At 47.9% G+C, this 26,940-nt stretch carries 25 protein-coding genes; 12 read left to right on the plus strand and 13 right to left on the minus strand.

From position 1 onward, the window contains the following. The first annotated feature begins 9 nt into the window (after positions 1–9). The gene (locus AB1L17_RS10580) at positions 10–573 is read left to right on the plus strand and encodes a YEATS domain-containing protein (protein ID WP_412844891.1); all 564 of its coding nucleotides are present in this window, start codon (positions 10–12) and stop codon (positions 571–573) included. A gap of 12 nt (positions 574–585) precedes the next feature. On the opposite strand, the gene AB1L17_RS10585 is transcribed toward AB1L17_RS10580, so the two are convergent. Further along, positions 586–768, minus strand: a complete 183-nt coding sequence (locus AB1L17_RS10585; protein WP_412844890.1) for a DUF4241 domain-containing protein — start codon at positions 766–768, stop codon at positions 586–588. A gap of 182 nt (positions 769–950) precedes the next feature. Between AB1L17_RS10585 and AB1L17_RS10590 the strand changes: the two genes are divergently transcribed. Beyond that, a complete protein-coding gene (locus AB1L17_RS10590) occupies positions 951–2,129 on the plus strand; it encodes an oxalate decarboxylase family bicupin (RefSeq protein WP_412844889.1) in 1,179 nt (392 codons plus the stop codon). Between the two features lie 46 nt (positions 2,130–2,175). Here the strand turns inward: AB1L17_RS10590 and AB1L17_RS10595 are convergent, their stop codons facing one another. From AB1L17_RS10595 to AB1L17_RS10615, 5 genes are all read right to left on the minus strand, one after another. Then, positions 2,176–3,405 (minus strand): MFS transporter, encoded by a 1,230-nt coding sequence (locus AB1L17_RS10595; protein ID WP_412844888.1) that lies wholly within the window; start codon positions 3,403–3,405, stop codon positions 2,176–2,178. Positions 3,406–3,470: 65 nt separating this feature from the next. After that, positions 3,471–4,070, minus strand: a complete 600-nt coding sequence (locus tag AB1L17_RS10600) for a TetR/AcrR family transcriptional regulator (RefSeq protein WP_412844887.1) — start codon at positions 4,068–4,070, stop codon at positions 3,471–3,473. A 350-nt stretch (positions 4,071–4,420) separates the two neighbouring features. Continuing rightward, a complete protein-coding gene (locus AB1L17_RS10605; RefSeq protein ID WP_412844886.1) occupies positions 4,421–5,626 on the minus strand; it encodes a chromate transporter in 1,206 nt (401 codons plus the stop codon). A gap of 120 nt (positions 5,627–5,746) precedes the next feature. Further along, positions 5,747–7,546 (minus strand): vWA domain-containing protein, encoded by a 1,800-nt coding sequence (locus AB1L17_RS10610; RefSeq protein WP_412844885.1) that lies wholly within the window; start codon positions 7,544–7,546, stop codon positions 5,747–5,749. 3 nt (positions 7,547–7,549) lie between these two features. Next, positions 7,550–8,614, minus strand: coding sequence for an AAA family ATPase (locus AB1L17_RS10615; protein WP_412844884.1), 1,065 nt, complete (start codon positions 8,612–8,614; stop codon positions 7,550–7,552). 227 nt (positions 8,615–8,841) lie between these two features. Here AB1L17_RS10615 and AB1L17_RS10620 point away from each other — a divergent pair, with 227 nt between their 5' ends. Next, entirely contained in the window at positions 8,842–10,359 is a 1,518-nt protein-coding gene (locus tag AB1L17_RS10620) for a vWA domain-containing protein (protein WP_412844883.1), read from the plus strand. Between the two features lie 10 nt (positions 10,360–10,369). Here AB1L17_RS10620 and AB1L17_RS10625 read toward each other — a convergent pair whose 3' ends face one another. Beyond that, complete coding sequence (locus tag AB1L17_RS10625) at positions 10,370–10,981, minus strand: DedA family protein (RefSeq protein ID WP_412844882.1); 612 nt, start codon at positions 10,979–10,981, stop codon at positions 10,370–10,372. Between the two features lie 125 nt (positions 10,982–11,106). On the opposite strand from AB1L17_RS10625, the gene AB1L17_RS10630 reads away from it, so the two are divergent. The 4 genes from AB1L17_RS10630 to AB1L17_RS10645 all read left to right on the plus strand — a co-directional run bounded on the left by AB1L17_RS10630 (position 11,107) and on the right by AB1L17_RS10645 (position 15,484). Next, positions 11,107–11,955: a helix-turn-helix domain-containing protein gene (locus tag AB1L17_RS10630; RefSeq protein WP_412844881.1), complete on the plus strand. Its 849-nt coding sequence runs from the start codon at positions 11,107–11,109 to the stop codon at positions 11,953–11,955. Positions 11,956–12,042: 87 nt separating this feature from the next. Next, positions 12,043–13,515 (plus strand): amidase, encoded by a 1,473-nt coding sequence (locus tag AB1L17_RS10635; RefSeq protein ID WP_412844880.1) that lies wholly within the window; start codon positions 12,043–12,045, stop codon positions 13,513–13,515. A gap of 79 nt (positions 13,516–13,594) precedes the next feature. Continuing rightward, positions 13,595–13,981: a Type 1 glutamine amidotransferase-like domain-containing protein gene (locus AB1L17_RS10640; protein WP_412844951.1), complete on the plus strand. Its 387-nt coding sequence runs from the start codon at positions 13,595–13,597 to the stop codon at positions 13,979–13,981. An 81-nt stretch (positions 13,982–14,062) separates the two neighbouring features. Then, on the plus strand, positions 14,063–15,484 hold the full coding sequence (locus AB1L17_RS10645; protein ID WP_412844879.1) for a DUF1254 domain-containing protein: 1,422 nt from the start codon (positions 14,063–14,065) through the stop codon (positions 15,482–15,484). Between the two features lie 61 nt (positions 15,485–15,545). Here the strand turns inward: AB1L17_RS10645 and AB1L17_RS10650 are convergent, their stop codons facing one another. The 4 genes from AB1L17_RS10650 to proV form a co-directional block, all read right to left on the minus strand. Next, positions 15,546–17,543, minus strand: coding sequence for a glycoside hydrolase family 5 protein (locus AB1L17_RS10650; RefSeq protein ID WP_412844878.1), 1,998 nt, complete (start codon positions 17,541–17,543; stop codon positions 15,546–15,548). 155 nt (positions 17,544–17,698) lie between these two features. Then, positions 17,699–18,625: a glycine betaine ABC transporter substrate-binding protein gene (locus AB1L17_RS10655; RefSeq protein ID WP_412844950.1), complete on the minus strand. Its 927-nt coding sequence runs from the start codon at positions 18,623–18,625 to the stop codon at positions 17,699–17,701. Between the two features lie 17 nt (positions 18,626–18,642). Next, positions 18,643–19,488: an ABC transporter permease gene (locus AB1L17_RS10660; protein WP_412844877.1), complete on the minus strand. Its 846-nt coding sequence runs from the start codon at positions 19,486–19,488 to the stop codon at positions 18,643–18,645. After that, positions 19,485–20,711 carry a glycine betaine/L-proline ABC transporter ATP-binding protein ProV gene (gene proV, locus AB1L17_RS10665; protein WP_412844876.1) on the minus strand — a complete coding sequence of 409 codons (1,227 nt, stop codon included), beginning with the start codon at positions 20,709–20,711 and terminating at the stop codon, positions 19,485–19,487. The genes AB1L17_RS10660 and proV overlap by 4 nt, the downstream gene beginning before the upstream one ends. A gap of 260 nt (positions 20,712–20,971) precedes the next feature. Between proV and AB1L17_RS10670 the strand changes: the two genes are divergently transcribed. From AB1L17_RS10670 to AB1L17_RS10680, 3 genes are all read left to right on the plus strand, one after another. Beyond that, positions 20,972–21,520, plus strand: coding sequence for a GbsR/MarR family transcriptional regulator (locus AB1L17_RS10670; protein ID WP_048034792.1), 549 nt, complete (start codon positions 20,972–20,974; stop codon positions 21,518–21,520). Positions 21,521–21,787: 267 nt separating this feature from the next. Further along, on the plus strand, positions 21,788–22,345 hold the full coding sequence (locus tag AB1L17_RS10675; protein ID WP_412844875.1) for a cysteine hydrolase family protein: 558 nt from the start codon (positions 21,788–21,790) through the stop codon (positions 22,343–22,345). Between the two features lie 124 nt (positions 22,346–22,469). Next, positions 22,470–22,895 carry an NUDIX domain-containing protein gene (locus AB1L17_RS10680; RefSeq protein ID WP_412844874.1) on the plus strand — a complete coding sequence of 142 codons (426 nt, stop codon included), beginning with the start codon at positions 22,470–22,472 and terminating at the stop codon, positions 22,893–22,895. 188 nt (positions 22,896–23,083) lie between these two features. Here the strand turns inward: AB1L17_RS10680 and AB1L17_RS10685 are convergent, their stop codons facing one another. Both AB1L17_RS10685 and AB1L17_RS10690 read right to left on the minus strand, forming a co-directional pair. Beyond that, positions 23,084–24,340 (minus strand): aminopeptidase, encoded by a 1,257-nt coding sequence (locus tag AB1L17_RS10685; protein WP_412844873.1) that lies wholly within the window; start codon positions 24,338–24,340, stop codon positions 23,084–23,086. 98 nt (positions 24,341–24,438) lie between these two features. Then, positions 24,439–24,642, minus strand: a complete 204-nt coding sequence (locus AB1L17_RS10690) for a YwbE family protein (RefSeq protein WP_412844872.1) — start codon at positions 24,640–24,642, stop codon at positions 24,439–24,441. 78 nt (positions 24,643–24,720) lie between these two features. Here AB1L17_RS10690 and AB1L17_RS10695 point away from each other — a divergent pair, with 78 nt between their 5' ends. Beyond that, complete coding sequence (locus AB1L17_RS10695; RefSeq protein WP_412844871.1) at positions 24,721–25,200, plus strand: hypothetical protein; 480 nt, start codon at positions 24,721–24,723, stop codon at positions 25,198–25,200. 111 nt (positions 25,201–25,311) lie between these two features. Continuing rightward, positions 25,312–26,934: a GGDEF domain-containing response regulator gene (locus tag AB1L17_RS10700; RefSeq protein ID WP_412844870.1), complete on the plus strand. Its 1,623-nt coding sequence runs from the start codon at positions 25,312–25,314 to the stop codon at positions 26,932–26,934. Positions 26,935–26,940: the final 6 nt, after the last annotated feature.

Consider the following 26,940-nt stretch of genomic DNA (forward strand, 5'->3'; position numbering starts at 1 on the left):
ACATGTACGGTGAATTTTATTGCATGGATGATTGTCGCCTGTGAAATCGCTTTTTGGGTTGTCATTGTACTTGGCCTTTTCACAAGGTATGTGCTCAAACAAAAAAAGGCCGGGCTCTTTCTTCTCGCCCTGACGCCTGTTGTTGATGTCATTTTGCTCGTCGTTACGAGCGTGGATTTGTACCGCGGAGCTACCGCTACGATTCCTCATGCGCTGGCTGCCGTCTATATCGGGGTGTCGCTTGCGTTTGGGAAAAGCATGATTCAATGGGCGGATGAAAAATTTCAGCAATACGTCACCAAGCAAGGGACGACGAAGCCCAAGTTATACGGCATGGAGTACGCCAAGCATTACGCCAAAAGCTGGTTTAGACATCTCTTCTCCTATGTCATTGGGGCGGCTCTCTTAGCCGGGACTATCTACTTTATCGATGATGCGGAACGAACAGCTTCGCTATGGCATGTTCTGCGACTATGGACCGTTGTTTTGGGAATTGATCTGTTGATTACTGCCAGCTATTTTCTCTTTCCAAAGAAAGATAAGCGAGACACCCTTTCCAAAAATGATTGGTGAGAGGCTTGCCTGCTAGCTTTCGTCTTCACTGTCATCCTCACCAAATGCAAGTTTGATATAAATAAATTGAATCACCAGCTGGCATATTTGATCGTTTTCATCCAACCCAAAATAAACAGGATAGGCTCCTTCCCCAAATCCCGTCTGAAACATCGGAATCGATAAATCGGTGCCTGGTATTGTCCAGCTTAGCATCTCTCGTTTTTACCTTCCCCCAGATTTTCGAGATCTTCGTCGCCAATTAGGGCTTTTGTAAATCATATAAACGATAGAACAGCTTCGATGTTTGCATAACGGGCAAGCCGTTGCATAGGCATGGTTAGTGGATGAAGTACCACAAAACATATGCCTGTCTACAGATAAAGGAGGTTGCCCGAATGAATCCGCAAGACAAAGGGAATCAAGTTCCCCAGCCGATGCGAAGTGACGGGACCGGGTGGGTCGATCTCGGTCCACGGAATGTCATGCGTGATCGGCAAAATCCGAATATGCTGGTTCCTCCCGTCACAGATGCGGGCTTGCTGCCCAATTTGAAATTTTCCTTCTCAGATGCCTCGATGACGTTAAATCATGGCGGTTGGTCTCGTGAAGTCACCATACGCGAGCTGCCGATCGCTACTACACTTGCGGGTGTAAACATGAGTCTGACGCCAGGCGGCGTTCGTGAGCTACACTGGCATCAGCAGGCAGAATGGGCATACATGCTGCTTGGCCGTGCACGAATTACTTCAGTTGATCAACGCGGCCGCAATTTTATCGCCGATATCGGCAAAGGCGATCTGTGGTATTTCCCCCCTGGCATCCCCCACTCCATTCAGGGACTTGAAGATGGCTGCGAGTTTTTGCTCGTTTTTGACGATGGGCATTTTTCCGATCTGAATACGCTATCGATCTCCGATTGGTTTGCTCATACCCCAAAAGATGTGCTATCCGCGAATTTCGGTGTACCGGAATCAGCCTTCACCGACATTCCCGACAAGCAAGTGTACATTTATCAGAGCGAGGTTCCAGGCTCCATCGAAGCAGATGAAGTGGAATCTCCGTACGGTACCGTCCCTCTCCCTTTTTCCCATCGATTACTCGCACAACGACCACTCATCACACCTGGTGGCAGCGTGCGCATCGTCGATTCCCGCAACTTTCCGATCGCAAAAACAATTGCGGCAGCACTCGTAGAGCTACATCCGGGTGCGATGAGAGAGCTGCATTGGCATCCCAATAACGACGAGTGGCAATATTACATTTCAGGGAAAGCGCGGATGACCGTTTTCATCGGAAACGGTAACGCTCGTACATTTGACTACCAAGCAGGGGATGTTGGCTACGTTCCTTTTGCGACCGGACATTATATCCAAAATACCGGGACCGAAACGGTGTGGTTTTTGGAAATGTTCAAGAGCAACCGCTTTGTCGACGTCTCACTCAACCAATGGATGGCGCTAACCCCGCATGAGCTCGTCGCTTCCAATCTATGTGTCGGTCCTGAATTGCTAGACGCTTTGCGCAAGGATAAATGGCCGGTTGTCAAATATCCTGGCTATGGCTATATCCCGTGAATGCATGAAAAAGACCAGCCCGAATGGACTGGTCTTCGTTCCTTCATCATCCAGGAATGGATGGTTGTTTGGAAGCCGCATGGGCCTCCTTCAGATTGCGTTTTTTAACTCCTAGCGATAAAACGAAACAGATAAGCAAAACCATACATGCTAGCGCATACGGATAGTTGATATCCACATCGAATAAAAATCCAGCTACGATAGGACCTGCGATATTACCAAGACTGGTAAAGGCTGAGTTCAGGCCAGCAACATAACCCTGTTGATCCTTTGCAAGCATCGACATTTGGGTACTGATGGCCGGTCGCAAAATATCGATCGCCAGAAATACGATAAAGGTAACGGCAAAAATCATCCAAAAGCCGTGAACAAAAAGCGTCAGAACAATAAATAAACCAGCAAAGAGCAAACAGACCGAAATGACCCTTTTCTCACCAAAAGTGTTCATTATCCAGCTAAAGGCAGTAAGCTGGACCACTGCGCCTGCGATTGACCCGAAGGTAATGATAAAGGCGATATCTTTCGGCTCAAATCCAAATTTATGGTCGACAAACAATGAAAAGACCGTTTCAAAATTAGCCAGTCCGAAAGACATGACAAACACAATGATCAAACTGAAAAAATAAGGCTCTCGATAGGAGTACATTAACTGCGAAAGAAGACTGCTTCGTTGTTTTTCACTAGAAGGAGAATCAGATAATGATTCTTCCCTAGGTTTCGATTCCTTGAGAATTAACAATGTGATGAATGCAGCAATCATTCCAGCAATTCCTGCGCTATAAAAGGGTACGCGAAGACCAAATTCAGCAATGTATCCCCCAATGCCTGGACCGATAATAAAACCAGTAGTAATGGCTGCCGTAATATACCCCATCCCGGCCGCTCGTTCTTCTTTCGTTGTAATATCTGCTGAGTAAGCCATGACAGCCGGCATAATTAATGCGGCACTGATACCGCCGAGCAGCCTGGAAGCAAACAGCAGGACTGGAGAATTCGCTATACCGAACATCCCTTCTGAGATAGCAAACACGACCAAGCCGATCACAATGATTTTTTTTCTTCCAAATGAATCCGCCCATCGGCCAGCTATTGGAGAAAAAAGAAGCTGCGTTAGCGAAAAGGCCGCAACTAACAAGCCGATAGTCCCCCCGGTAATGCCCAAGCTCTCCATGTACTTTGGCATAATCGGTATAACAAGCCCGATCCCCGTAAAGACAAGGAAAATGTTGAACATCAGGATCAGAAGGGCTCCCTGATTTTTTAATAATAAGGCCATTTACTATTCCTCCAATCCATTACCAAAACACTGAATATCTATTCTAGATTATCGCGTAAAAAAAGCTAGCGGGACGGTTTGACAATGCCAAATAAAAACACATCCATCGCTAACCGAAAAGCTGCCAGCACTTCCTCTCGTTCCATTCGTCGCGTGTGTTGATTTAAACCAAACATCAGGCTGTCCAAGATCATGGCGACTCCGGTTACATTCGTCATTTCAAATTCGCCGTTATCGATCCCCTTCTGGAGCAGCTGTTGATTAAAGTCAATATAGCCTTGGATCATTTCGTTGATGCGCTCCTCCACATCCGAAGGCTTCTCCGACATGTCAAAAAATTCATCAGCTGCCTTGGTCAGCGGATGGTTCATAAAATCGGTCGCAAAATGTTCAGCCATTCCATACAATTTATCGATCGAGGTCGTGTAGAGCTGTTCCTTGGCCAGCCATTTCTCTTCCCATTCGCAGTTCCAAACTTCAAACAGATGTAAAAACAGCCCTTCCTTGCTCTTGAAATGATAATAAATGTTACCTCCGCTGTATCCAGTAGCTTTCACGATATCTTCTATTGATGTGGCCTTGTAGCCTTTTTGCATAAATAAAATTCTGGCTGCATCAGCTATCTTCTTCTTTGTCTGCTCGGTTTGTTGCTTTTTTTTATTCAATGATCCTTCACCAACTTCCCACCCCAAAATACTGAACAATTATTCAGTATTATAAGTGTTACAAACATACTTGGCAAACCTTCTTATGCGATAAGAAAGACACGCCAGCAGGGGGATTCACTGGCCTTCTCCACTTCAAAAAGGGAACCGTCGAGCCAAAGCCACCCTACAGGCGGAAGTTTCTCAAGGAAGCAGTGTTCGACAAGCTGGTCCCCTTTTGGAAGTTCCGACTGGGTAGACGTTGTCAAGGTCTACGAGCTCTGTGCTTTTTCTTCTCACCAGCTTTATTGGTTCGTTTGAGACCTTTTAAAACTTAGGAAGATAATGGCTGCCTAAAAGCTGACCTCAGTCTAAGACAGCAACAGACCGCACAAAGCCCCTGTAAGCACAACCAGCCATGGCGGCAGCTTCCAGTGCTCCAGCATGATAAACAAAATAGTCGCTACCGCAAAATCCAGCGGAGCAAGAATCCTACTCGTCCAAATTGGATCGTACAGGGCTGCCAATAAAATACCGACGACAGCTGCGTTCACTCCGACCAGCATTCCTTGGATTTTTGCGTTTCTCCTCAAGGAATCCCAGAACGGCAATGCGCCGATGACGAGTAAAAAGGCCGGCAAAAATATCGCAATCGTAGCGACAATCGCCCCGCTCCCTCCGGCAATCATTGCTCCCAAATAAGCGGCAAACGTAAACAATGGTCCCGGAACCGCTTGTGTAGCCCCGTAGCCTGTAAGAAAAGCTTCTTGCGTCACCGAGCCAGTCGGAATTACCTCCCTCTCCAGCAAGGGCAGTACGACATGTCCACCGCCAAAAACGAGGGAGCCCGCACGGTAAAAGCTATCATACAAAGCTAGCAAGGAGAAGCCTGTGCTCTCTCTAAGGAAAGGCAGCATAAGCAAAAGTCCGAAAAACACAATCCAGCAGGCAATGGCAAGAGCACGACTGATCGGAACACGAAGCTCCGGCAAATCCGGAACTTTATGATGTCGGAACAAAAGTAGGCCTGCTATTCCTGCGAGGAGCATGACCGTGACCTGGCTCCATGCTGATTGCCATAGCAGTGTGATCGTAGCAGCCATGATCGCGATCGTCACCCGACTCCGATCTGGCGCTAGCTTTTGTCCCATCCCCCATACAGCATGAGCAACAACAGCAACGGCTACTAATTTTAGCCCGTGAATCCACGAGGTACTGCCACTGTCTACTCCTTGCAAGGTAAAAGCAAATAGCAAAAGCGCCAGCACCGAGGGCAGAGTGAAGCCGATCCACGCAGCAATCCCGCCCCACAATCCGGCCCTCATGATTCCGATTCCGATCCCTACCTGGCTGCTTGCAGGACCAGGGAGGAACTGACAGAGAGCAACCAAGTCCGCGTAGCTATTTTCATCCATCCATTTTCTTCGTCGAATGTATTCATTGTGAAAATAACCGAGATGCGCGATGGGACCGCCGAATGAAGTCAAACCCAGTTTTGTTGAAACGAGCAAAACTTCAAGCACAGATTCCCATCTACTTTTTGGGTGCCCGGTTTCTTCCAGGAGATCATTCTTCACTAGCTTTACACCTCTCCAGCCTTCGCTTCATCATACAAGTCATTTTATCGTTTTTCCTAGCCTTTCATTGTAAAAAGTTCATGAAAAAAAGGCTCCGCATCGATACGGAGCCTCCCCCAGCTATTCCATCCGAAATACTGGTCCCCTCGCCACGAACGGCAAATTCTGCCCCTTCGGCAGCATGATTGCGTGACTGCGGGTTACCTTGAACCGATCACATTCCCCATCGGTAATGATCAAAATCGGTCCATCCTTAGGAAAATCGTTTGCTTTCTCCAGCATGTCTATACCCGGCTGCAGGATCGTTCCCCCGCGACCTTTTACTTTGACGCGATCCGCGATGTCTTCGGGAGAGAGAAAGCCAGCATCATACGCCTTCGCATCACAGAAGACTACACGCGCATACGGAACATCTCGCGCCTCACTGTAGCTGGCGATCGCCCCTAATGCTTTACCGAGTAGCTTGTTATCCATCGAGCCTGACGTATCGATCACCACGCCAAACGTGCGCGCCAGCTGATCCGATTCCCGAAAGCTCCAAGCAGGACGGGCAATGTCGGGTGTAGAAGACTGTCTGCGGCTTGCCCTTGCATACGTGCGACTCTTCTCCAACGGGGGAAAATGCTCGTCGAACCAACGGGCAAGCTGAACATCCCACGGGATAGGCGGTTGCCCCAAGGCGCGAATCTCTTCGACCAAACCGGCAGGCAAAAGCCCTCGTCCACGCTCCTGGTGGTAGATCAAGCCTTGCGACATCGCATTGCGATAAAAGTCATCCAGCGTCGTTCCTGGACCCTTTTCCCAAAAACGCGGATCGTCTCCATCCAGAATATCGCCCATGCCGATTCCTCGTAAGGTGTAAAGCTTGCGGTACGTGCGCATGTCCGTTACGATCCGATCGTAAATCGCCTCAGCAGACAGTCCCTTCAAATCTGGATCATACAGCCCGCCGATTTGCGGAAAACGTCCGACACCGAGCTCCATCAGCCATTGATTGATCACGTAATCGCAGCTGACATTCCAGTAATACGGGTCGCGGCCTTGGCAGCGCTCATGGTGCCGCAGCCCTGCGTGCAACAGCTCGTGTGCCATCACGAATTTGCACTCCTCTTCATCCAAGCCCGCCGCAGGATTGATGAAAATTTCGTTGGATGTTACATCGATGGCTGCCACCGAGATTTGCAGACGCTGACAAATCTGCGAATCTTCGATAATCGTGAAGTGACTCGCCAAAGAAGCCAACAAGGGATAGTGGTTAATGAACCAGCGCTTGGCCTTTTGTGCCTCTGACAACTGATTCTCTTCATTCCCGAGAGCATCCGAATAACCGCCTGCTACGCTGACAGCACTCTGCACCGCTTGCGCCAGGCCAATCCCCAAGAGCCTCTCCCACTTCACATCTCGATTGTAGTTGTATCGAACGTATTTATCCGAGAATAGCATATCTGCCTGCTTTTCTCCGCCCGTTCCATACAGCTTCAGATGCTCTGGCACGCCATGCTCTACAAACCAGTCATAGAGCTCCTCTTCGCTCTTACCCGATTTATCCAGCTCAAATACCATTTCAGCAGGCGGCTTCCCCAGCTTCATATCTCTCAAAAAACGCGTAATATAACAATCGCATGCGATATTCCACAAAATCGGCTGCTCTTTTTCCACAAAATGTCCAAAGCCCAAATGCAGCAGGGCGTGTGCGAGGACATAAATCCATTCCCCTACTTCTCCTCTGCGCTTTGGATGTGCGTACAAGCTTCCTTCGATGGTCACGACTACCCAACCGTTATCCGGACAAATACTCCGCTCGGAACGAATAAAGCTCGCGCGCGAAGTCAGCGGACCAAACATCGGATGATGACTCAAAAAATGTACGGCTTGCTCGTAGTTTTCCGTCGACGGGTCGTTTTTGACTCCTCTGGTCATCGGCTATTTGCCCTTCCTGTCCATCGCCAACCGCGGCAAATCGCGAATAACCTCTACGACGAACCAGTCTGGCAAACCATCTCCATCCTCGTGCCGCGCCACTACCATCTGCGCCATTTCCAGTGAGATGGAAGCGAGCTCCTTTAAGAGAGCTTTGGCTCGGTGCGCAAAGCGTTTATGCTGCTCCGCCACAGATGCTTTATCCGCTGGCAGCTCTTTTTTGATCTGAGAACGGAAGGAATCCGCCAGAAAATAGAGGACGTCCCGATCTTCTGGAGCAGTGGGGAAAGAAGCTTCCCCCTCCAAAATACGGTTGAGCTGATATTTGCCCTGGATGTTCTTGTGAAAAGCCCGAAATTGAGCTGCGTGCTGCGGGGTCAGGCACCCGTAGGCCAGCACTCCAACCATTTCCGTCGTCAGGTTCTCCCCGAATTCGTTCAGCGCATCGGAGAGCATGTGCCAGGAACGTGGAGTAGAAAACGGTTCCTCTGTCTTTGGTGGCTGTGACCACAAATAGTCCGGGCGCACCTCCAAAAATTGCAGCACGTATGAATGGATGCCGTTGCTGTACGCCCAATTCATCCATTGTTCATAAGATACTAACAGCTGTACATGGAACATCCGGTTGATGAGAGCAGACGACATCGGCTTAACAATCGCGCTATCCTGTGCGCGGTTCCCTGCTCCAATGACAATAGATCCTTCTGGCAGATGGTAATCCCCGATTCTTCTCTCATGAATCAGACTGTAAAACGCCTTTTGCACTTCTTGCGAGCATGCATTCAATTCATCGAGAAACAAGCAATACGGTTCATCTCGCGCGATTTGGGCGGGTGGGCAAAATCTGCTTTTTCCGTCCACGATCTGCGGGACACCGATAATATCCTCTGGCGCCAGCTGACTGCCTAGTAAGGAGACGCAAGGCAGGCCCACCTGCGAGGCAAACGCCTCGACGAGAGACGACTTACCAATTCCCGGTGCGCCCCAAATAAATACCGGACGAGCTACCGCAACATTTAGCAGCACATCCATCAATTGATTTTGCGTTACGTTGATTCCTAGATTCATTTCATACCCTCTCTTGTTTGTATGATTTTTGCAGCCATCTACCTCTTTCTGTGATTGATTTCCATTGACTAGAGCGACCGTCACACCACAAATATTTCCTAATATTACAAGAAGATTGAATAACGAGCAAGAAAGAAAAGGCACCACATGTTAACCGAACCTGAATAATAACAATGAAACATTCCTTTTTTTTCCACGTCACATAGACAAAAGGGGGAATGATAGAGATGAAAAAAATCGTGCAAGCAGGTGGCATCACCATTCTGGTCGCATCCTTGATCGGGTGCAGTTCGAATGAACAGTTGGCGGCAAGCGGTGCGAATGAGACTCAACAAGCGGCATCGAGCCCAAGCCCTCGCAGCAGCTCCAACGTCAAGGCTGATTACGCCCTGAAAAAAACGTCCGCTCCATTATCAAACGACATGTACTTCAAAGACTACGGCACCAACAAGTTTATCTCCACGGCAGAGGATCGCTTGTCTACCTTTGCCGCTGACGTGGATACTGGCTCCTACAGCATGATGCGCAGCTTTATACAAGACGGTACTCTCCCGCCAGCAGAAGCTGTTCGGGTGGAGGAATTCATCAACTATTTTCCCGCTGCCTATCCCGCACCTACCAATCAAACATTCACGATTCAAGCAGATGGCGGTCCCTCTCCCTTTCAGAAGGGTCACCAATTAGTTCGGATTGGCATCAAAGGGAAGGAAATAACAGCCGAAGACAGAAAGCCCGCTAACCTCGTCTTTGTCATTGACGTATCCGGGTCGATGAATCGGGAAAACCGACTAGAGCTCGTAAAAAGAAGTCTGAAGGTCCTCGTCGATCAGCTTCACCCCACAGATTCAGTAGGGATCGTCGTCTATGGATCAGAAGGTCGGGTTCTGCTGTCCCCTACCTCTGCCGAAGACAAAAAAGCGATTCTATCTGCCATCGATGAGCTGCAACCCGAGGGCTCCACCAATGCAGAAGAAGGTCTGGTGCTCGGCTATGAGATGGCAGCCAATTCCTTCAAGCCCGGTGCCATCAACAGAGTGATCCTCTGCTCCGACGGGGTGGCCAATGTCGGAGAAACAGGCGCAGAGGGCATTTTGCGTTCGATTGAGGACTATGCACGCAAGGACATTTATTTGAGCACCTTTGGCTTTGGCATGGGAAATTACAATGACGTCCTGATGGAGCAATTAGCAAATAAAGGCGAAGGAAGCTACTCCTACATCGATACATTTTCAGAGGCGCGCCGCATTTTTACCGAAGCGTTGACAGGCACCCTCCAAACAATCGCGCGTGATGTAAAAATTCAGGTGGAATTCGACCCCAAGAAGGTAGATTCGTATCGCTTGATCGGCTATGAGAACCGCGATGTCCGCGACAAAGATTTTCGCAACGACAAGACTGATGCGGGTGAGATCGGTGCTGGACATAGTGTGACGGCTCTTTATGAAGTGAAGCTGGCTTCCCCGGCCAAAACAGATCTCGGGACCGTACGCGTTCGCTACCATAATGCCTCTTCCCAAAAAGTAGAGGAAATCGCCGAACCCATACAGGTACAAAACGCATTGTCACAAGAGCTGTCGTTCCTCGCTTCCGTTGCAGAGTATGCAGAAATATTGCGGGAGAGCCCCTATTCCGAAAGAAGCTCGCTTCCCGATGTACTCAAGCTGGCAGAATCGACAGCCACCGGGGATGAACAGCTGGAATTTGTCAGCCTGGTTCGAGATAGTGCGGCGATTATCGGGAACTAATGCTTGCTCCTTATGTCCTGGTGTGATGCCTGTACTTCATCCAGATATACACGACAATCCCAATCGCCGTACCGATAAGCAAAAAGGTGATGCCGTAATGACGTATATAAACAACGACCTTGAGCCACTCTTTTTCAAGCGCCTGTCCCAACAATAAAAAAGTGATACTCCAAAGAAATGCACCTGTATAAGCATAAAAAGCAAATCGCCGAAACTCCATGGCAGAGACTCCTGCCAAATAGGCGGTAATATGACGTACGCCAGGCAAAAAATAGCCGATGAGCAAAAGATATGGACCATATCTGGCAAACAGCTTTTGAGTAGACTCTATTTTTTTCGGCGTAATATGCAAGTAAGGTCCGACCTTCAGGAGCAATGGCAGCCCCCACTTCCAAGCGATCGCATAGCTGATCGAGATCCCTACCGCTGCTCCCAAAAAGGCACTCAGCACCGTAAGCGGCATGTGCAAAACACCGCGGGAAACCGCATAGCCTGCGTACGTCATCAATACCTCATCAGGTATCGGAAGCCCTACAACGCCAAGTGTTAGCGAAAAAAAGATCCCGACATATCCGTATTTCATCAAAAAAAGATCCAGATGCTGCTCCACGGCTACCTCCAAAAACGTTGTCCTACTTCATTGTATTCTCTCCCTGTTCTTTGGCATTCTGGCTTTTTTACAAAAATTGTTGCAGGGGCATATGGTATCTTTGAAAAATAAAAACTATTTTCTTTTCAGGTGAAGCTATGAACTATATGGAGCAAATAACCTATGCCCTCTCTTTTATCGAAAAGCAGTTAACGGAAAAAGTGACACTCGATCAGGTCGCGTCGGCAGCCGGATACTCCAAGTATCATTTTCAACGGTTGTTTTTTCACGTAACAGGTGAAACGGTAGGTCAATACATATCGAAAAGGCGACTGACGGAGGCTGCCAAATCGCTAGCCTTTGAACAAAAAAGTGTGACGGAAGTGGCATTTACATACGGCTTTGATTCGCACGAAGCCTTTACTCGCGCTTTTACCAAACGCTATGGCCTGCCTCCCTCTGCCCTGCGCCGATCAGGAAAAATGCCGCGATACGCGATGACAGAACGCATCGAGGTTCCTTATCTGGAAAATATCCAGCTGCAGTCCATTGAGCCAGTATACGTCCCTGCTTACCAAGAGCTGAAGCTGGTCGGCTACTCCTCCGCAACCCATTCCATAAAGGACATCGTCCATTGCTGGAACCGTTTGGGGCGGGGCGTCGCCTTGAAGACCAACCAGACTCGTTTTGGTGTCCTACGCTATCCAGATGCTTTTGGGCTTTCGCTGTCCTTTGGCTATTTTGCTGGCATACACGCTTCGGATCATGGCACGGAAGGATGGGAGTCAATTATCCTGCCTGCATCTGGTTATCTTGTGTTCCCGCACAAAGGACCCACGCAAAATCTGAGGCTGACATATCAATATATTTACGGGAGCTGGATGACACACGCAACCGACCAGCTTTATGCCCGCTATGATTTTGAATACTACGACCACCGCTTTCTCGGCAATAACCATCCGGATTCGCTTTGCTTCATTTATATACCCGTCGTAGCCAGAGAATAGTGAGTGAGTAGTTGGCGGTTCGCATTTTCGATCAAGTTTTCCTCGTTCTCCTGTCGTACGCTGAACGTGTGAAAAGGAGTGAAGCAAATGAATGAACTGACCTATTTGACAGCTACTGAGATGGGCACATGGATTCGCGAACGAAAAATAAGCGCTGAGGAAGCTACCCGTCAAGCCTTCCAGCGTATCACCTCGCTCAACCCCGAACTAAACGCCATCGTCGCCCATGACGAAAAGGCAGCTATGGAAGCCGCCAAACTAGCGGACAAAGAAATTCAGGAAGGGACTTATCGTGGACCACTACATGGGGTACCGATCACGATCAAGGATTCATTTTCCACGACAGGACTAGCGACTACTTCGGGATTCACGCGACTCAAAGGATATATTCCTCCAAGAGACGCAGCCGTAGTCAACAGGCTAAAACAGGCAGGGGCCGTTCTATTGGGAAAAACGAATGTCCCGCCACTGCTTATGGACATGCAAACAGATAACGATATATATGGTCGGACGAATAATCCTTGGGATTTGGCGAGGACACCAGGAGGGAGCAGCGGCGGATCGGCAGCAGCGGTCGCCGCAGGACTTTCCTACCTGGACATCGGCAGCGACATTGGGGGATCATTGCGGGTTCCTGCCCACTACTGTGGTGTGTTCAGCTTAAAACCAACGGAAGGAGCCGTGCCCGCCACTGGACACATGCCCGGTTTTGAAGGAACGGCCGATTATGCTTCGTCCCGCCATCTGGCTTGCTATGGACCAGTCGCCCGCTCCATCGAAGACTTGGCAGCAGCATTTTCTATCATTAGCGGTAGCAATAGTAACAGTGGGTTACCTCATGGGCCCCAGCCTTTGCCGCCCTCGTCCATGGAACAGCCTCTGCACATTCGCTGGATGGAAGAGCTACCGGGTTACCCGACAAGCCGAGCCATTCGGGAACAGCTCCGCCAATTTGTGAAAAAGTTAGAGCAACGAGGTATGCGCGTAGAACAAGTGACAGCACCACCCTTGGACGTTCGCAAAGCGTGGGAAACGTGGGGAAAAATAATCGATGCGGAGCTAAACTCAACTACACCCGCTCTGATCAGGGGCTTGACCCATCTCATGACCTTGCGTCTTAGTCGTGAGATCCCCTCCGCCAGCATGCTCGTCCCCCTTACGTTTAAAAACTACATGCGCGTCTTAACCATTCGGGAACAACTCATTCGCAGCTTCGAGCAGTTTATGACAGACTGTGATCTATTCTTGTGTCCAGTCAGCTGCACGACATCCTTTCCCCACATGGCGAAAACGAAAATGGTCGGGTACCAGCCAATTTACAAGCAACCACTATTCGTAGACGAAACCCCACAGAACTACTGGATCGCTACGACGTTTTATACGAGTCTGTTCAATGTGACGGGAAGCCCTGTGGTGACCATGCCAATCGGTTTCGATGAACAAGGTCTTCCCATTGGCATACAGTGTGTGGGCAAGCGCTGGCGTGATCGGGATTTGCTCAAGGGTGCGTCCACCTTGTATTCGATTTGTCCTGAATGGCTGGCACCTGCATTTTCTTGATCCATGGATGAATTAGCGACACCACGTCTTTAGCAGGACGTGGTCAGCCTGTTGATGGGTTTTTTCTTTCAAACCGGATATTAAAGATTTTGTAAAGTACCAAGACGTTATTTATGTCGGTGGTGGAAATACGCAATATATGCTTGAAAAATGGCGTGCAATGAACTTTGATGCTGTCTTGAAAGAAGCCTACGAAAAAGGAACATTATTAGCTGGCATAAGTGCTGGTGCCATGTGCTGGTTCGAAACTTGCTTCAGCGAAAAAACTGACGGAACATTCGAGGAATTCAAGGGACTAGGTTTATTACCCGGCTCATTTTGTCCTCATTATAATGATGATGTGCGTATGAAAGCCTATGATAATTGGCAATCTGCAAAATCAATTCAACCCAATTACACATTAAACGATAATGAGAACTTGCATTTTCGAAATGAAAAACTAATAGCTCGAATTATTACATCATAACCAAAAGCTTGCATAAAGCTCCCCTCCTATGAAGAAAACTACCAGTGCAAACCCCATATCTGGTAATTAGGAGGGGCTTTTATGCTTCCATTATTGAAAAAGCGCCTGACATTCATTGTTTCTATACTATGCATGATCCTTAACCTGTCCGGCCTATCGTATGCAAAAGAGACAACAAACGATTCGTCTGCCCAGCAGCCACTTCTATCACAGTCTAAGTCGTTTCTTCAATCACAGGAGAGGCTTGCCTACTCACTCGGCATTCAAGCATACATTTACGGCTATCCGTTAGTGATGTCCGCGAAAACCATGGAAGACATGGTCAAAAATCGAGCGCCGATCAACCAGTTTTATTATTCGGACACACTCGCCTCTCCCGATTATCGCGATATCGTCACGCCGAACTCCGATACGCTGTATATGAGCGCATGGCTGGATGTATCAGAGACGCCAGTCCGATTGACTGTCCCCGCCAATCCGCAAAACCGCTACTATACCGTGCCAATGCTGGATGCCTATACGAATACGTTTCGCAATGTCTCCAATCGTTCCACCAAGCAGCAGGCCCGTCAGTATATCATTGCAGGCCCGAATTGGAAGGGACCTACTCCCGCCCATATTCCGGTGATTTACTCCCCTACGCCCACCGTCTGGCTCATTGGCCGTGTCGAGGTAAAAGGCGAGGCTGACTTACCGCAAGCCGTCTCGTTTGAAAAGCAAATCACAATAACCCCTGTACATCCAAAGCTAGAAAAGCCAGATGTTTCAGATACGATTCCTCCTGATGTGTTGACGTCTCTTTCCTTTTTTCAAGTGATGACGAAAATGATCCAGAGTAATCCACCGCCGGAATGTGATCGGGTGTTGCTCGACCAGTTCGCCCAAGCCGGGATCGATATCCAAAAGGGCTTTGATCCGTCTTCGCTCGGGCCAGCCAAACTCGCGGGGCTACAGCGTGCCTTGCAGGATGCTCCGGCTATTGTTCAAAATGGCTTTCCCGACTACACTACTTTTCGTAATGGCTGGGGCTCCTTTTCACCCATTGGCTCGTATGGAAACCAGTTTCTCGCCCGCTCCTTCATCGCCTATTCCGGAATAGGGGCTAACGTTCCGAGTGAGCAAGCCTATTATCGTGCGTTGACAGATGGATCAGGAAAACCACTTACGGGAGCCAAAAGCTATACGGTCCACTTTACAAAAGAACAGCTTCCCAAGACGTCTGCTTTCTGGTCGATCAACGTCTATGACAACCAGCTGTTTTTAGCCAAAACAGCAGCCGATCGTGCATCGGTTCGCAGCAATACAGGAACGCTTGCGTACAATCCGGATGGCTCCCTCGATCTGTATTTGCAACAGCAACCGCCAAAAGGCAAGGAAGGCAACTGGCTCTCGCTTCCTGCTGGCGAGTTCAATCTCGTGCTTCGGGTATTTGCACCTGATACCGCCATGGCGGACAAACTGCATAATTGGCCCCCAGTCACTGAAAGCAAGTCAATGCCATAGAAAGCATAAAAAGGCACCGCCCTATATCGTGAGCGGTGCCTTGGCATTTGGTTTAACTGATCTACCAGTATTTTTTAAAGAGCTCAATTATCGCCTGCCCCTTTGGTGTCAGCCCATCATAATCTGGATGGAAAACGGCTGCTCCCACCTGCTTGTAATCGGTATATAACACTTGATTCAATAGCAGATCACCTTTTTGAAGTTGATTGAAAATACGAGTGGTTAGCTGCTTCTCCTGTTCGATGAATTGTTGCAAAGACAATTTGCCGCGCTTATCCACGACTCCGTATTCCGTAATAGCGATGTGCATAGGTCGGTTGACCAGATTTTTTATGTCACCAATCTGCTTTTCATTCAGACTGCCGGCTCCATCACGCTCGTACAAGTGGATGGTTCCATTTATTTTTGGTGAAAGAAATCCATTTTCATTGATTGCTTGCGCTATTGCCTTATTCCAGACATCCGTTATCGTTTTCTCTTCTTTTTCTGGTGCAAACTGCACGTAAAATGGCAAGTCAGCGGGTGTAAATGCTTCGATATATTCATTACTCAATGCAATATATTTTTGTGGAGTCATTTCAGAAGTTCTTCTCGTGACCTCTTCAAATTCCTCTACTTTGGATTCAGCAAACTTGGGTAAATACTGTTCGTTGCCAAGCTCGATAAAAGCAAATTTCAAACCATGATCCGTTAGCCTTTTATAAAACCCCCATTGACTTTGTGGCGTATCATTGAAATTGACGACGAATATATAGGGGACGTCAAATTCCTTCTGTATGGCAGCCCATTGGCGAATATCGTTGTCAGTCCAATCTTTTGGGTACGTTTTTTGCGAAATACTGCCTCCTTGAAGGCGCAACCATACTTTGTCAGTCTTTATCTGTTGCTGTTTCAATTTCGTCAGTCCATCTCGCAATAAACGATATTGTTCTTCTACCGCCAGGCTCCCCTTTGCGTTAAATCCTACATTTACTTGCTGCGTATAGGAGCTGTTGTTGTGATCCGCCGGATTGTCCTTATCATCGGCAGGGGACTTTGATTGGAAAATCGTGTGGAATACAGGCTGCATCTGAGGAATCCAGCTATTGTTTTTCCGATCATAAAACTTGGTGTCCGAATTGACAGCAAAAGGAATTCCTGCCTGCATCAGCTGAGAAGTCATGTAGTTTGCAAATACGACCTGTTCCTGGGTCGAGTAATCATTACCGTCATTGTAATTTCCGGGCATCCAAGCACCTACCCATGTAGGGATACCTTTGGTTTTTTGCCATTCTAAGGCAGCCTGTATTTTATCGGTGATCCGTTTTTTCTCAGCATCTGTTCCGGTTGTCCACAGCTTTCTGTCATTTGTCTTGCTGGGTCCCGATGCATAGAAATGCCATTCTGCCATTAGATAGCCGTTGTGTTGCGTTGGAATCATCAGTTCTTTTAAATAATCCGCATCGGAACGAAGACGTGGAGAAATCATGATGATGCGTGTAGGATTTGTTTTTCTGATTTCGGTAACCAGTTTCTCATAAAGCTGATTGAGTGTATCCGGTTGCTTATTCAATGCATCAGTCGCCTCTATCAGAAGATCAAACGCCAACAGATGAGAATGGTTTTTATAGCGTTCAGCTACCCTCGTCCACCAAGTTACGACCTGTTGAATATTTTGATCAGTTGGCTCATTTTTAAATTCATCTGCTTGATAGGCGATGACCGGTATCATTCCGGCATTTAGGCAATCCTCTATTTGCTTGTCAAGGGTTTGCCAGAGCTTATCGTCCGCTTTTTCCGTGATGCGAATACGGACGTGGGAAACTCCTGCTGCTTTAAAATCACGGACTGCTTGTGAAGAATAGTATGTCTTACCTTGATTGGTTTTTGACCAGTCCACATCCAACCCCCTCCCTAACCGCTTTTGATAATCCCATGGATTTATGGGATCATCGACAGCAACAGAAGCTGAGGCAATCATCAGACTCCCTTGGGCAGCAGCAGCTTGCATACCTGCTGTGGAGCCTATCACCAGACTGCTCATTACAATAGAAAGCATCGCTAGTAATTTTCTTTTCATTTCATGGCAACCTCCATTTACACATGGATGAATTATGTAGATTTAATCATAATCATACTTCGGATTTGTGTGAAAAAGATGGGAAGAATGGCGGTGTTCGAAAAACACAAAAAAGGCACCGCCCATCGTGAGCAGTGCCATTTTTTTCGAATCTGTTACTTCTTCAAATCTTCAATGGAGTTGATCTCCATGTAAGCTGGAACAGCCAATCCGAGCTTGGTTCCTTGCAGGTTCGGACCGAGGTCTTCTACATCTTTCCCCAGTTTCTCCATGTAGTCTGCGTGCGTGGTTGGCAGCCATGCCGCTACCATACCATCTACATCGCCGTTCGATACCCCTACCCACATCGGGCCAGCTTCTACTTGGCTCAACTCCACCTGGTATTTCAGCTTTTGCTCCAGAACCGTCTTCACAACGTTTGTGCTGGCGATCTCAGAATCCCACGCGACGTAGGCGAGCGTCAATTTTTTGCCTTCAGCAGGCTGGATACCTTCTACCCACTTGTTGACAGTAGCTTCATTGTTCTTCACCCATTCCGCTGCTGCTTCTTCCGGCTTTTTGCCGCCCTCAATATCGAGCATGACTTTTTCCATGTCAGCAGGAGTCCACGAGAACTTGTCGAGGAACGCATACGCGCTTGGGTGCTCCTCCTTCAGTCCTTTGCGAACGATGGTGTGAATCTGCTCATCCTTCCCGAAGACGCCTTTCGGGTCTTCGAGGTATTTCATCTCGAACTTGGAGAACATCCAGTGCGGTGTCCAGCCTGTCACGATAATTGGCTTCTTGTCTTTGTAGGCTTGTGTCAATGCTGCCGTCATCGCTGCACTGGAGCCCTCTACCAGCTCCCAGTCTTTCAGGTCGTAGTCCTTCATGGCTTTTTCGGTTGCTTTCATCAGACCAGCGCCAGGATCGATTCCAATAATTTTATGGTCAACTTGTGCCCCAACGCTATTTGGTGCAGGCGTACCCGTATTGCCCTCAGCAGGTTGATTTCCTTGCGGCGGTGCAGCAGTTGAACAACCTGCCATCACCATACTGAGTCCGAGAGCGACTGCCAAACCTTTCAAGGTTCCTTTTTTCATTTTCATGAAAACCCCTCCTACGCGTTTTTTCTCTTTCCAACACTTTGCGTGAGACGATCCAGCAGAATCGCCAAAATAACGATGGCAAGACCCGCTTCAAATCCTTCACCGATTTTGATCTGCGTAACGGCCCGATACACGTCAGCCCCCAAGCCTTTTGCTCCAATCATGGAAGCAATGACGACCATGGACAGCGCGAGCATGATGCTCTGGTTAATCCCGGCCATCATCGTCGTCTTGGCGATCGGCAGCTGTACCTTCGTCAGCTTTTGCCAGTAGGTAGAACCGAACGCCTCAGAAGCCTCGATCAGATCAGCAGGAACCTGACGAATTCCCAGGTTGGTCAGACGAATCGTCGGTGGCATCGCAAAAATGACAGAAGCGATAACCCCCGGTACTTTACCGAGTCCGAAGAAAAAGATGGCAGGAATCAAGTACACAAACGCCGGCATCGTCTGCATGAAATCAAGCAGCGGTGTGACGACCTTTTGTACGGACTCGTTCTTCGCGCACCATATACCGACGGGAATCCCGATAATGACGGAGATCAAGCCTGCAGTCAGTACCAGCGCAAGTGTTTCCATTGAGTGCTCCCAATAACCCAGATTCTGAATCAGAAGAAGTCCAATGAAGGTAAAAAGAGCAATTGCCACTTTGCCAGCGCGATAAGCCAGCAGCGTAAACAAAATGATCATGACCCAAAACGGCAGTCCTGTTAGAATCCACGAAAACAAGTCCACGGTCCCGCCGATGCCCGCCGATATGAAGTCGAACACGAAGCCCAAATTCTCTTCCAATCCAGCTACTATCGTTTCTACCCAACTGTCGAGTGGCAGCTTCGGCAAAAGTTGGTTTTGACTCATGATGGATTCACCTGCCCTTCTTCATTCGTTGGCTCTGGAGCATGCTGATTCACTTTACCTGCCAAACCGCCCAAGACGGCTCCTTTTACAATCACACCCAGAAGACGATTTTGTTCCCCTGTAACCGCTACAGGAATATCGGAAAACGCAACGAGGTCGAACATCTCATTCAGAAGCGTCTGTGGTCCGACTGTCGGAACCTCAGTCCTCAGCGCTGATTCCAGCGTCTGACCTGCTTCCTTGGCCCCGTTTACCGCGTCTGCCGTCAGCACACCCAGCAATGTTTTTCGCTTATCGACCACGTACAGACTGGATACACCACGGTCTCGCATCAGTTGCAGGGCGACACGAGGTCCTTTGTCCAGTGTGATCGTCTCCGCCCGCTTCATGACATTTTCAGCGGACAACACCTTGGAACGGTCCACATCCTCTACGAAGCGTTCTACGTATTCGTTGGCCGGATTCGTCATGATCTCTTCCGGGGTACCAATCTGCACGACCGCCCCGTCCTTCATCAAGGCGATCCGATCCCCGATTTTCAATGCTTCGTCCAGATCATGCGTAATGAAGATAATCGTCTTCTGCATCGTGCTCTGCAGCTCCAACAGCTCATCCTGCATGTCCTTTCTAATCAACGGGTCCAAGGCACTGAAGGCCTCATCCATCAACAACACATCGGGTTCATTGGCAAGCGCACGAGCCAGACCGACACGCTGCTGCATCCCGCCACTCAGTTGATCAGGGTAGCTTGCTTCCCATCCCTCGAGTCCTACCAGTGCGAGTGACTTCTTCGCTTTTGCTTCTCTCTCGGACTTTGGCATCCCTTGAATCTCCAAACCGTACTCCGCGTTCTCTAGTACCGTTCTGTGAGGGAACAAGGCAAACTTCTGAAACACCATGCCGAGCTTCTTTCTTCTTACTTCCTGTAACTGCTCCGTGTTCATACTGACGATATCCGTACCGTCAATCAGGATTCTGCCTTCTGTAGGCTCAATCAACCGGTTCAACAATCGAACCAAGGTCGACTTCCCGCTTCCCGAAAGCCCCATGATGACGAAAATCTCGCCTGCATGCACCTCAAAACTCGCTTGGTTCACCCCAAGGGTAAGACCCGTTTCCTTCAATATTTCTTGCTTGGTCTTCCCCTGCTTCACCTGGGACAATGCGCGTTGGGGCTGGCGTCCAAAGATTTTGGTCAGATTCTCTACTTTGATCTTGGGCATATGGTCACCTCCAACTTTTACGCCCGATATCCGGACTGTTCTTTACCCTTACAATTGTAACCAGCCATTTTTTTTACCTCAAACTGGATGAGGCAGGATAATCCGCCATTTTCAGCGTTCAGAAAAAACTTTACGTACTTTACTTCCTGTATTCTCAGTTTATCACGTATATACTGTACAATATCTCCATTTACTTTTTGCTGTAAGGGACGTACAATTCTAGTCAGGTTACTATGACTAGAGGAGCTGCTTTTTTCAAAATGGATACGAATCAGGAAAAAATCCTCGAAAAAGCTCAGGAACGCGTGATTGAAACTCTGGCTCGCAACATGGATTTGTATGGCATTACCATGTCAACGGGACTGCTGTATGGCACGTTGCTCTTTCAGGACAAGTCAATGACACTCGATGAAATGGGCGAAGCGCTCGGTATGAGCAAAACCAGCATGAGCACCGGCGTCCGCACATTGATGGATTTAAATATGGTAGAAAAAATATGGAAAAAAGGGACACGGAAGGATCATTACGAGGTCAATCTGGATTGGTACCAGAACTTCATCGACCTCTTTTCCGTGAAGTGGCGACATGCCTGTGAGCATAATGTGCATGCCTTGAAAAAGTCGCTCCTTGAGCTTCGCGCTCTCCAGCAATCAGAAGAGCTTACGGAAGAAGTCAGAGAACGTGTGGACCTTAGTATCAAGCGCATTGAAAATGGGTTGGAGTATTATCTGTGGCTGTCCCGTTTGATCGACTCCTTCGAATCACATGATATCTTTCAGTTTGTACCGAAAAAGGAAAATGAATCATAAGAAGTGCGTTATTGAAAAAGACTCGTTCCTTACCTGCTTCCATGTAAGGGATGAGTCTTTTTCGCATCATTCGAAGCAAGATTCGAAATCTTCCTAATTGATTTGTGATACAATCAACAAGAGCCCGTTTTTCGGCTCCTACATAATGAAAGGAGTGGTCTATTATGAACAAACAAATGAATCGAAATTCCTATAAATCTGCTGGTGTACCAAACAACAAACAAGGGGGAAATCAACGCTAACCCCCTTACCCGAGGAGGAAACGGATTGATTCGCAAAACAGCTCTGCTCATTATTGATGCACAGGTAGGTATTATCGAAGGGCCATTTGGTCCTGTTTACGAACCAACTACGCTTGTCCAAACCATCAAAAAGGTACGCGAAGAAGCATATAGCAAAGATATACCCGTCCTGTATGTGCAGGATGCGGATGTTGGAGAAGTCGGTTCGACTGATTATGCCATCCATCCTGAGATCGCACCGCTGCCGACAGAAACAGTGATTCAAAAATTAGCGACTGATTCTTTTCACGGAACAGAGCTGCACGAAAAGCTACAAGCACTCGGGATTAACCATCTTGTCATCATGGGGTGCAAAACCGAGTTTTGTATCGACAGTGCCTGCCGCAAAGCAACGACACTCGGCTATGATGTGACTCTCGTCAAAGACGGACACTCTACGTCGGACAATGAAGTACTGTCTGCGGAACAGATCATCGCTCATCACAATACGTGCTTGCATGGACTGGGAAATATTGAACCATTTATTTTGGTGCGGGAATCGGCAGAGGATGTCTTTGCCCCTACCCATGATTCTTACCGTTAAAAAGTTTTGCTGAGCAGCTCGAAACCGTCTCTTTAGGCGGTTTCTTGTTTTGTCCTTGTCTTACCCACGATTCGTCCATGCTATTATGGAAGAAACGAATTTGCCGATCGTAAAGGAGAAAACCATGTCGACTACTATAGCCGTACCTAGATTGGGAGTAGGAGCTGTCATCCTAAACGACAAGAATGAGATTTTGCTGGTTCTGCGAAACAGAGATCCAGAGAAGGACACGTGGAGCATTCCCGGGGGAAAAGTTGATCCTTATGAACAGCTGGAGACGAGCGTCATCCGTGAAATCAAAGAAGAAGTCAATCTCGATGTCGAGGTAAAGGCCCTGCTGTGCACCGCAGAAACCATTCGCCGGGAAAATGCCGAGCATTGGGTTTCGGTCATTTACGAAGTCGCTATTCTGAGTGGAGAAGCACGTAATTTAGAGGAAGACGGGGCTATTGGTGACATGCGCTGGTTTTCGCTCGATGCACTTCCGTCGAATCTGGCCTGCTTCGCCGTACCAGCCATTGAGCATTTGCAGAACCGGAACCGATCATGAAAAAAACGGACAGTAGCCCCTGCGGCCTGTCCGTTTTTTCTGAAGTGAAAAGTAGAGTATATCATCTTCCTAAGTTGTTCTTTGATATCAGGTTAATGACATTGCTGCGATGACGGATTTAATTTGAATAGAACTAAGTATAAGCCATCAGAAATCAGTTTTTCCTCTGTTTTTAAGGAGTAGCCAAATTAGAATTGGAAATCACCATCCTTCATTAGTAGGACTTCAGTTCCACCTTCTTTAATACCCACTACTTTCATATCTTCGGTACCAAAGGTCACATTGACTAACAGGAGTGAAGTATTAAGGCCTGCTTCCTTCAACTCTTCCTCCGATAGGTTGCTGCCATTTTGAAGGTTGGAAGGGGAGGCGTTTCCGATTCCAATATGGCAGGCCGTATTTTCATCAAACAAGGTGTTGTAAAAGAGAGTATCTGTCTGAGAAAGAGGAGAATTGTTAGAGACCAAGGCAATTTCCCCTAGATAATGTGAACCTTCGTCTGTTTCGATGAGACTTTGTAACGCTTCTTGCCCAGTGGCGGCATAATAGGCAGTAATCCGTCCATCTTTAAAGATTAGGTAAAAATCATCGATGACACTTCCCCCATAGATAAGCGGTTTAGTGGCTACTAGTTTGCCATTTACCTTATTTTTATGGGGAGCGGAAAATATTTCTTCCGTGGGAATGTTCGGAAAGAACGGTATTCCCTTTTTATCTATAACACCCCCGCCGATATAGAAGTGATTTTTAGGCATGCCGACTAATAAATCAGTTCCTCGGCTATTCGTAAAATGCAGGGCTTCAAACTGGCTGTCGTTTAGGATTTTTTTCCGGGACTCGAAGGCTCTGCCATGATTTTCCCAGTCTTTTATAGGATTTTTTCCATCTGCCCGAGCTCCACGTAAGATTAATTGCCATAAAGATTGCAGGGCTTCTTCTTTACTTAAGTGGGGAAATACTTTAGTTGCCCATGCGAAGTACGGGACAGCTAGAAGACACCAGCGTACCTCGTGGGATCTAATCTTCGCGTAATAAGCCTTCAACTTGGTGCGAGAGACCTTTTGGAAGCGGCTCATCCGTTCTGTGGAAACCTCCTTAAAGACATCTAAGTTTTCAGAAATAATATGGATATAAGCAGCACCCGCATCGTCCCACTCCTTAAAGCGGGCAGCCTGCCAGTCGGGAAAGTGATCGATAGCATCATCTGCTGCATTTAAATAAAATTCTTTGGTAGACTGTGCATCTGTCCAATCCATAACCACATTTGAAGCTCCCGCCTCATAGGCTGCCGTTTGGATTAGACGTGCAAACGTAGCATTTTCTATGTCACTATGAATAACCACTAATTGATTCTTTTGCACATTTACACCAGCTCGTACAGCAAGCTCTGCATACTTTTTCAACTGTTCTTCACTAACAAGCTCATATATCCCTTTAATCCTCACACACTTAGCTCCTAACTTTTTATTCCATTATAAACAGACTAATAAATTTGATCAATATCTAATTAGTTATTTATCTAATCATAGTCCCCTGAAGAGGATTACTCCCCTTTTTTGATAATCTCTTGCACTCTCCCCACCTGTCCGTTAGTCAAACGAACCTTGATGCCATGCGGATGTGTGCTGGAATTCGTCAAAATATCCTTGACGATCCCACGGGTACGCTTGCCAGTTCGTTGGTCTTCTTTTAATACAATATCGACTTCGAGACCCGCTGCGATGTCTTTTCGGTTTTTTCCGTTCATTTTTCCGTTCTCCTTTTTTCGTTCTAAGTCCCACCTATGATATAATCGACAAACAAATCCATCTCACCGGAGGAATCCATGCTTACTTTTGAAGAAAAACTAGCGATTATTGAATCTTTTCCACAGCTGACTCGGAATGACGTCTCCCTCAAACGGGTTAATTTTCATTATGAAGAAAGTCTTCATGAAAAGAAAACCGTTGTCTATCATCTTCATCCGAACGGCAACGGCTTTGTGTTCGCCGCGTTTTTGAAGGGCTATCAAAAAGACGACAAGGGCTACGTCAACATCCGCGATTTCTCGGCGGACGAGCTGCGTAAGGTAGTCGAGGCTTCGATCCAATCCCTCTCTGTCAAACGTGAAGCACCGCCAAAGGCTACGAATGAAGCCGAACAATTGGAGCAAACGTGGATCGACAAGCAAAACCGCACGCTCTTGCTGCAACAGGAAGACGCCTTGTGGAACGTATACCACGGGATGAACCTGGAAGCTTCCTTTGAATCGTACGTGGAAGCCGAGCAGTACCTGATCGAAGAAGGATTCTCCTTGCAAAACTAAGCTTTTCCTCCTCCTCGCTACATGTACCATACCAAATCGTAGACGTTTTGATCAAACTGGCGCAAGCGATCCTACTGCTTGCGCCATCCCAACACAGGGGGACGGTACGACATGATTAAGTACAGAGATACACTTCTTATGAATATACACAAACAGGTTGAGACGTGGTACGACCAAGAGATTCCTGTCTCTCATGATGATCTATATCGCTTTCTCCATTCGCTGAAGGGGACATCGGGGACGATTGGATTGACGGACTTGTCTGATCTGTCTCAGCTTCTTCTGGAACAAATGGACGACATGCCTGCCAAGAACTGGACGACGAGTGAATGGCGCGCGTTTTTGCAAGAGTTGATCAGCTTATGCTGCGAGAAGCGACCAGAACGGGAAGTTTTTATCGAGAACCCCACTCTTCAACGGGAATCCCCTTGTGAGCAACAGCCTTTGGTCCTCATCCTGGATGATGACGTCACCCTGCTTATGTATCTAAAGGAATATTTAGAAAGACGCAATTGGTCTGTCATCGCAACGGTCTATCCTCATAAGGCTATCGACTATTTTCACGACATGAACCCTGACTGCTTTATTCTGGATTTGAACATTCCGGAAACGGGTGGCTTCCAAGTGATGCAGACGATCAGTGAAAAAATAAAGAAGCAATACGTGCCTACGACCATTATCAGCATCGATTGCGAACGGGAGACGCGTCTGAATGCCTATCGTCTGGGTGCAGATGACGTCATGTGCAAACCGCTTGATATGGAAGAGCTGGCAGTCCGGCTCGAACGTCAGCTACGTCGGAAGCGCTGGATGAATAGCATCTTGTTTTTGGACGAGCTCACAGGTGCCAACAATCGCAATTCTTTTGCCGATACATTCCAACGGCTTCTTTCTGATGCCCAGCGAACGAACACCCCTTTCTCGCTGGCTTTTTTGGACATCGATTTTTTCAAAGGGGTCAATGATACATACGGCCATCTGATCGGCGACGAGGTGCTGACTCGTTTTGCTGCTTTCATCGGGCAAAGTGCCGAAAAACAAGATGTATTATTCCGGTACGGCGGAGAGGAATTTATCCTGCTCATGCCGCGTACGACTGTACAGACAGGAAAAGCGCGTCTGGAAGAAATGCTCTCTGCTTTTTGTTCGCTGACGTTCGAAGCTCCTGAAGGAACGTTTTCTTTGAGCTTTTCCGGTGGAGTCGTACAGGTAGACGATCAGCAAAAGGCACATACGTATTGGATAGAGGCAGCAGACACCGCTTTGTATGCTGCCAAAAATGCGGGGCGATGCAGGATTGAAGCTGCTCTTCTCACAGAGACGCACGATTCTCCAAAAGTGAAGCTGAAGGTCGCGATTATCGATGATGATCCGATGATTCGCGTCATGCTAGCTGATTCCATAAAAGCCAGCTTTGACGGTTGGATGCACGTAGACATCCAGACTTACGAGGAAGGTGCAGCGTTCTTCGGCTCCACCTGGCATCAGGGACAAGAGCCGTATCTCGTCATTTTAGACGGGATGATGCCACAGATGGACGGCCTTGACGTTCTCCAGAAAATCCGGAATTTGCCGAATGCCAAGAAATATACAGTGATTATGCTAACAGGCCGTGCGGAAGAACAGGACATTGTCCGTGCTCTCCAGCTCGGTGCGGATGACTACATGACCAAGCCCTTTAGCACGCGCGAACTAGAGGCTCGCATTAAGCGACTGGTCAAACGAATGTTGTAAGGAGGT

The sequence above is a fragment of the Brevibacillus jepli genome (genome assembly GCF_047229145.1).
Lineage (GTDB): Bacteria > Bacillota > Bacilli > Brevibacillales > Brevibacillaceae > Brevibacillus.

Coding starts and splice junctions, on each gene's coding strand:
- AB1L17_RS10655 (WP_412844950.1), bottom strand. CDS start 18,625: ATGAAAAAAGGAACCTTGAAAGGTTTGGCAGTCGCTCTCGGACTCAGT.
- AB1L17_RS10610 (WP_412844885.1), bottom strand. CDS start 7,546: ATGACCAGAGGAGTCAAAAACGACCCGTCGACGGAAAACTACGAGCAA.
- AB1L17_RS10660 (WP_412844877.1), bottom strand. CDS start 19,488: ATGAGTCAAAACCAACTTTTGCCGAAGCTGCCACTCGACAGTTGGGTA.
- AB1L17_RS10695 (WP_412844871.1), top strand. CDS start 24,721: ATGCTTACTTTTGAAGAAAAACTAGCGATTATTGAATCTTTTCCACAG.
- AB1L17_RS10585 (WP_412844890.1), bottom strand. CDS start 768: ATGCTAAGCTGGACAATACCAGGCACCGATTTATCGATTCCGATGTTT.
- AB1L17_RS10690 (WP_412844872.1), bottom strand. CDS start 24,642: ATGAACGGAAAAAACCGAAAAGACATCGCAGCGGGTCTCGAAGTCGAT.
- AB1L17_RS10635 (WP_412844880.1), top strand. CDS start 12,043: ATGAATGAACTGACCTATTTGACAGCTACTGAGATGGGCACATGGATT.
- AB1L17_RS10650 (WP_412844878.1), bottom strand. CDS start 17,543: ATGAAAAGAAAATTACTAGCGATGCTTTCTATTGTAATGAGCAGTCTG.
- proV (WP_412844876.1), bottom strand. CDS start 20,711: ATGCCCAAGATCAAAGTAGAGAATCTGACCAAAATCTTTGGACGCCAG.
- AB1L17_RS10615 (WP_412844884.1), bottom strand. CDS start 8,614: ATGAATCTAGGAATCAACGTAACGCAAAATCAATTGATGGATGTGCTG.
- AB1L17_RS10680 (WP_412844874.1), top strand. CDS start 22,470: ATGTCGACTACTATAGCCGTACCTAGATTGGGAGTAGGAGCTGTCATC.
- AB1L17_RS10645 (WP_412844879.1), top strand. CDS start 14,063: ATGCTTCCATTATTGAAAAAGCGCCTGACATTCATTGTTTCTATACTA.
- AB1L17_RS10620 (WP_412844883.1), top strand. CDS start 8,842: ATGAAAAAAATCGTGCAAGCAGGTGGCATCACCATTCTGGTCGCATCC.
- AB1L17_RS10590 (WP_412844889.1), top strand. CDS start 951: ATGAATCCGCAAGACAAAGGGAATCAAGTTCCCCAGCCGATGCGAAGT.
- AB1L17_RS10670 (WP_048034792.1), top strand. CDS start 20,972: ATGGATACGAATCAGGAAAAAATCCTCGAAAAAGCTCAGGAACGCGTG.
- AB1L17_RS10700 (WP_412844870.1), top strand. CDS start 25,312: ATGATTAAGTACAGAGATACACTTCTTATGAATATACACAAACAGGTT.
- AB1L17_RS10630 (WP_412844881.1), top strand. CDS start 11,107: ATGAACTATATGGAGCAAATAACCTATGCCCTCTCTTTTATCGAAAAG.
- AB1L17_RS10595 (WP_412844888.1), bottom strand. CDS start 3,405: ATGGCCTTATTATTAAAAAATCAGGGAGCCCTTCTGATCCTGATGTTC.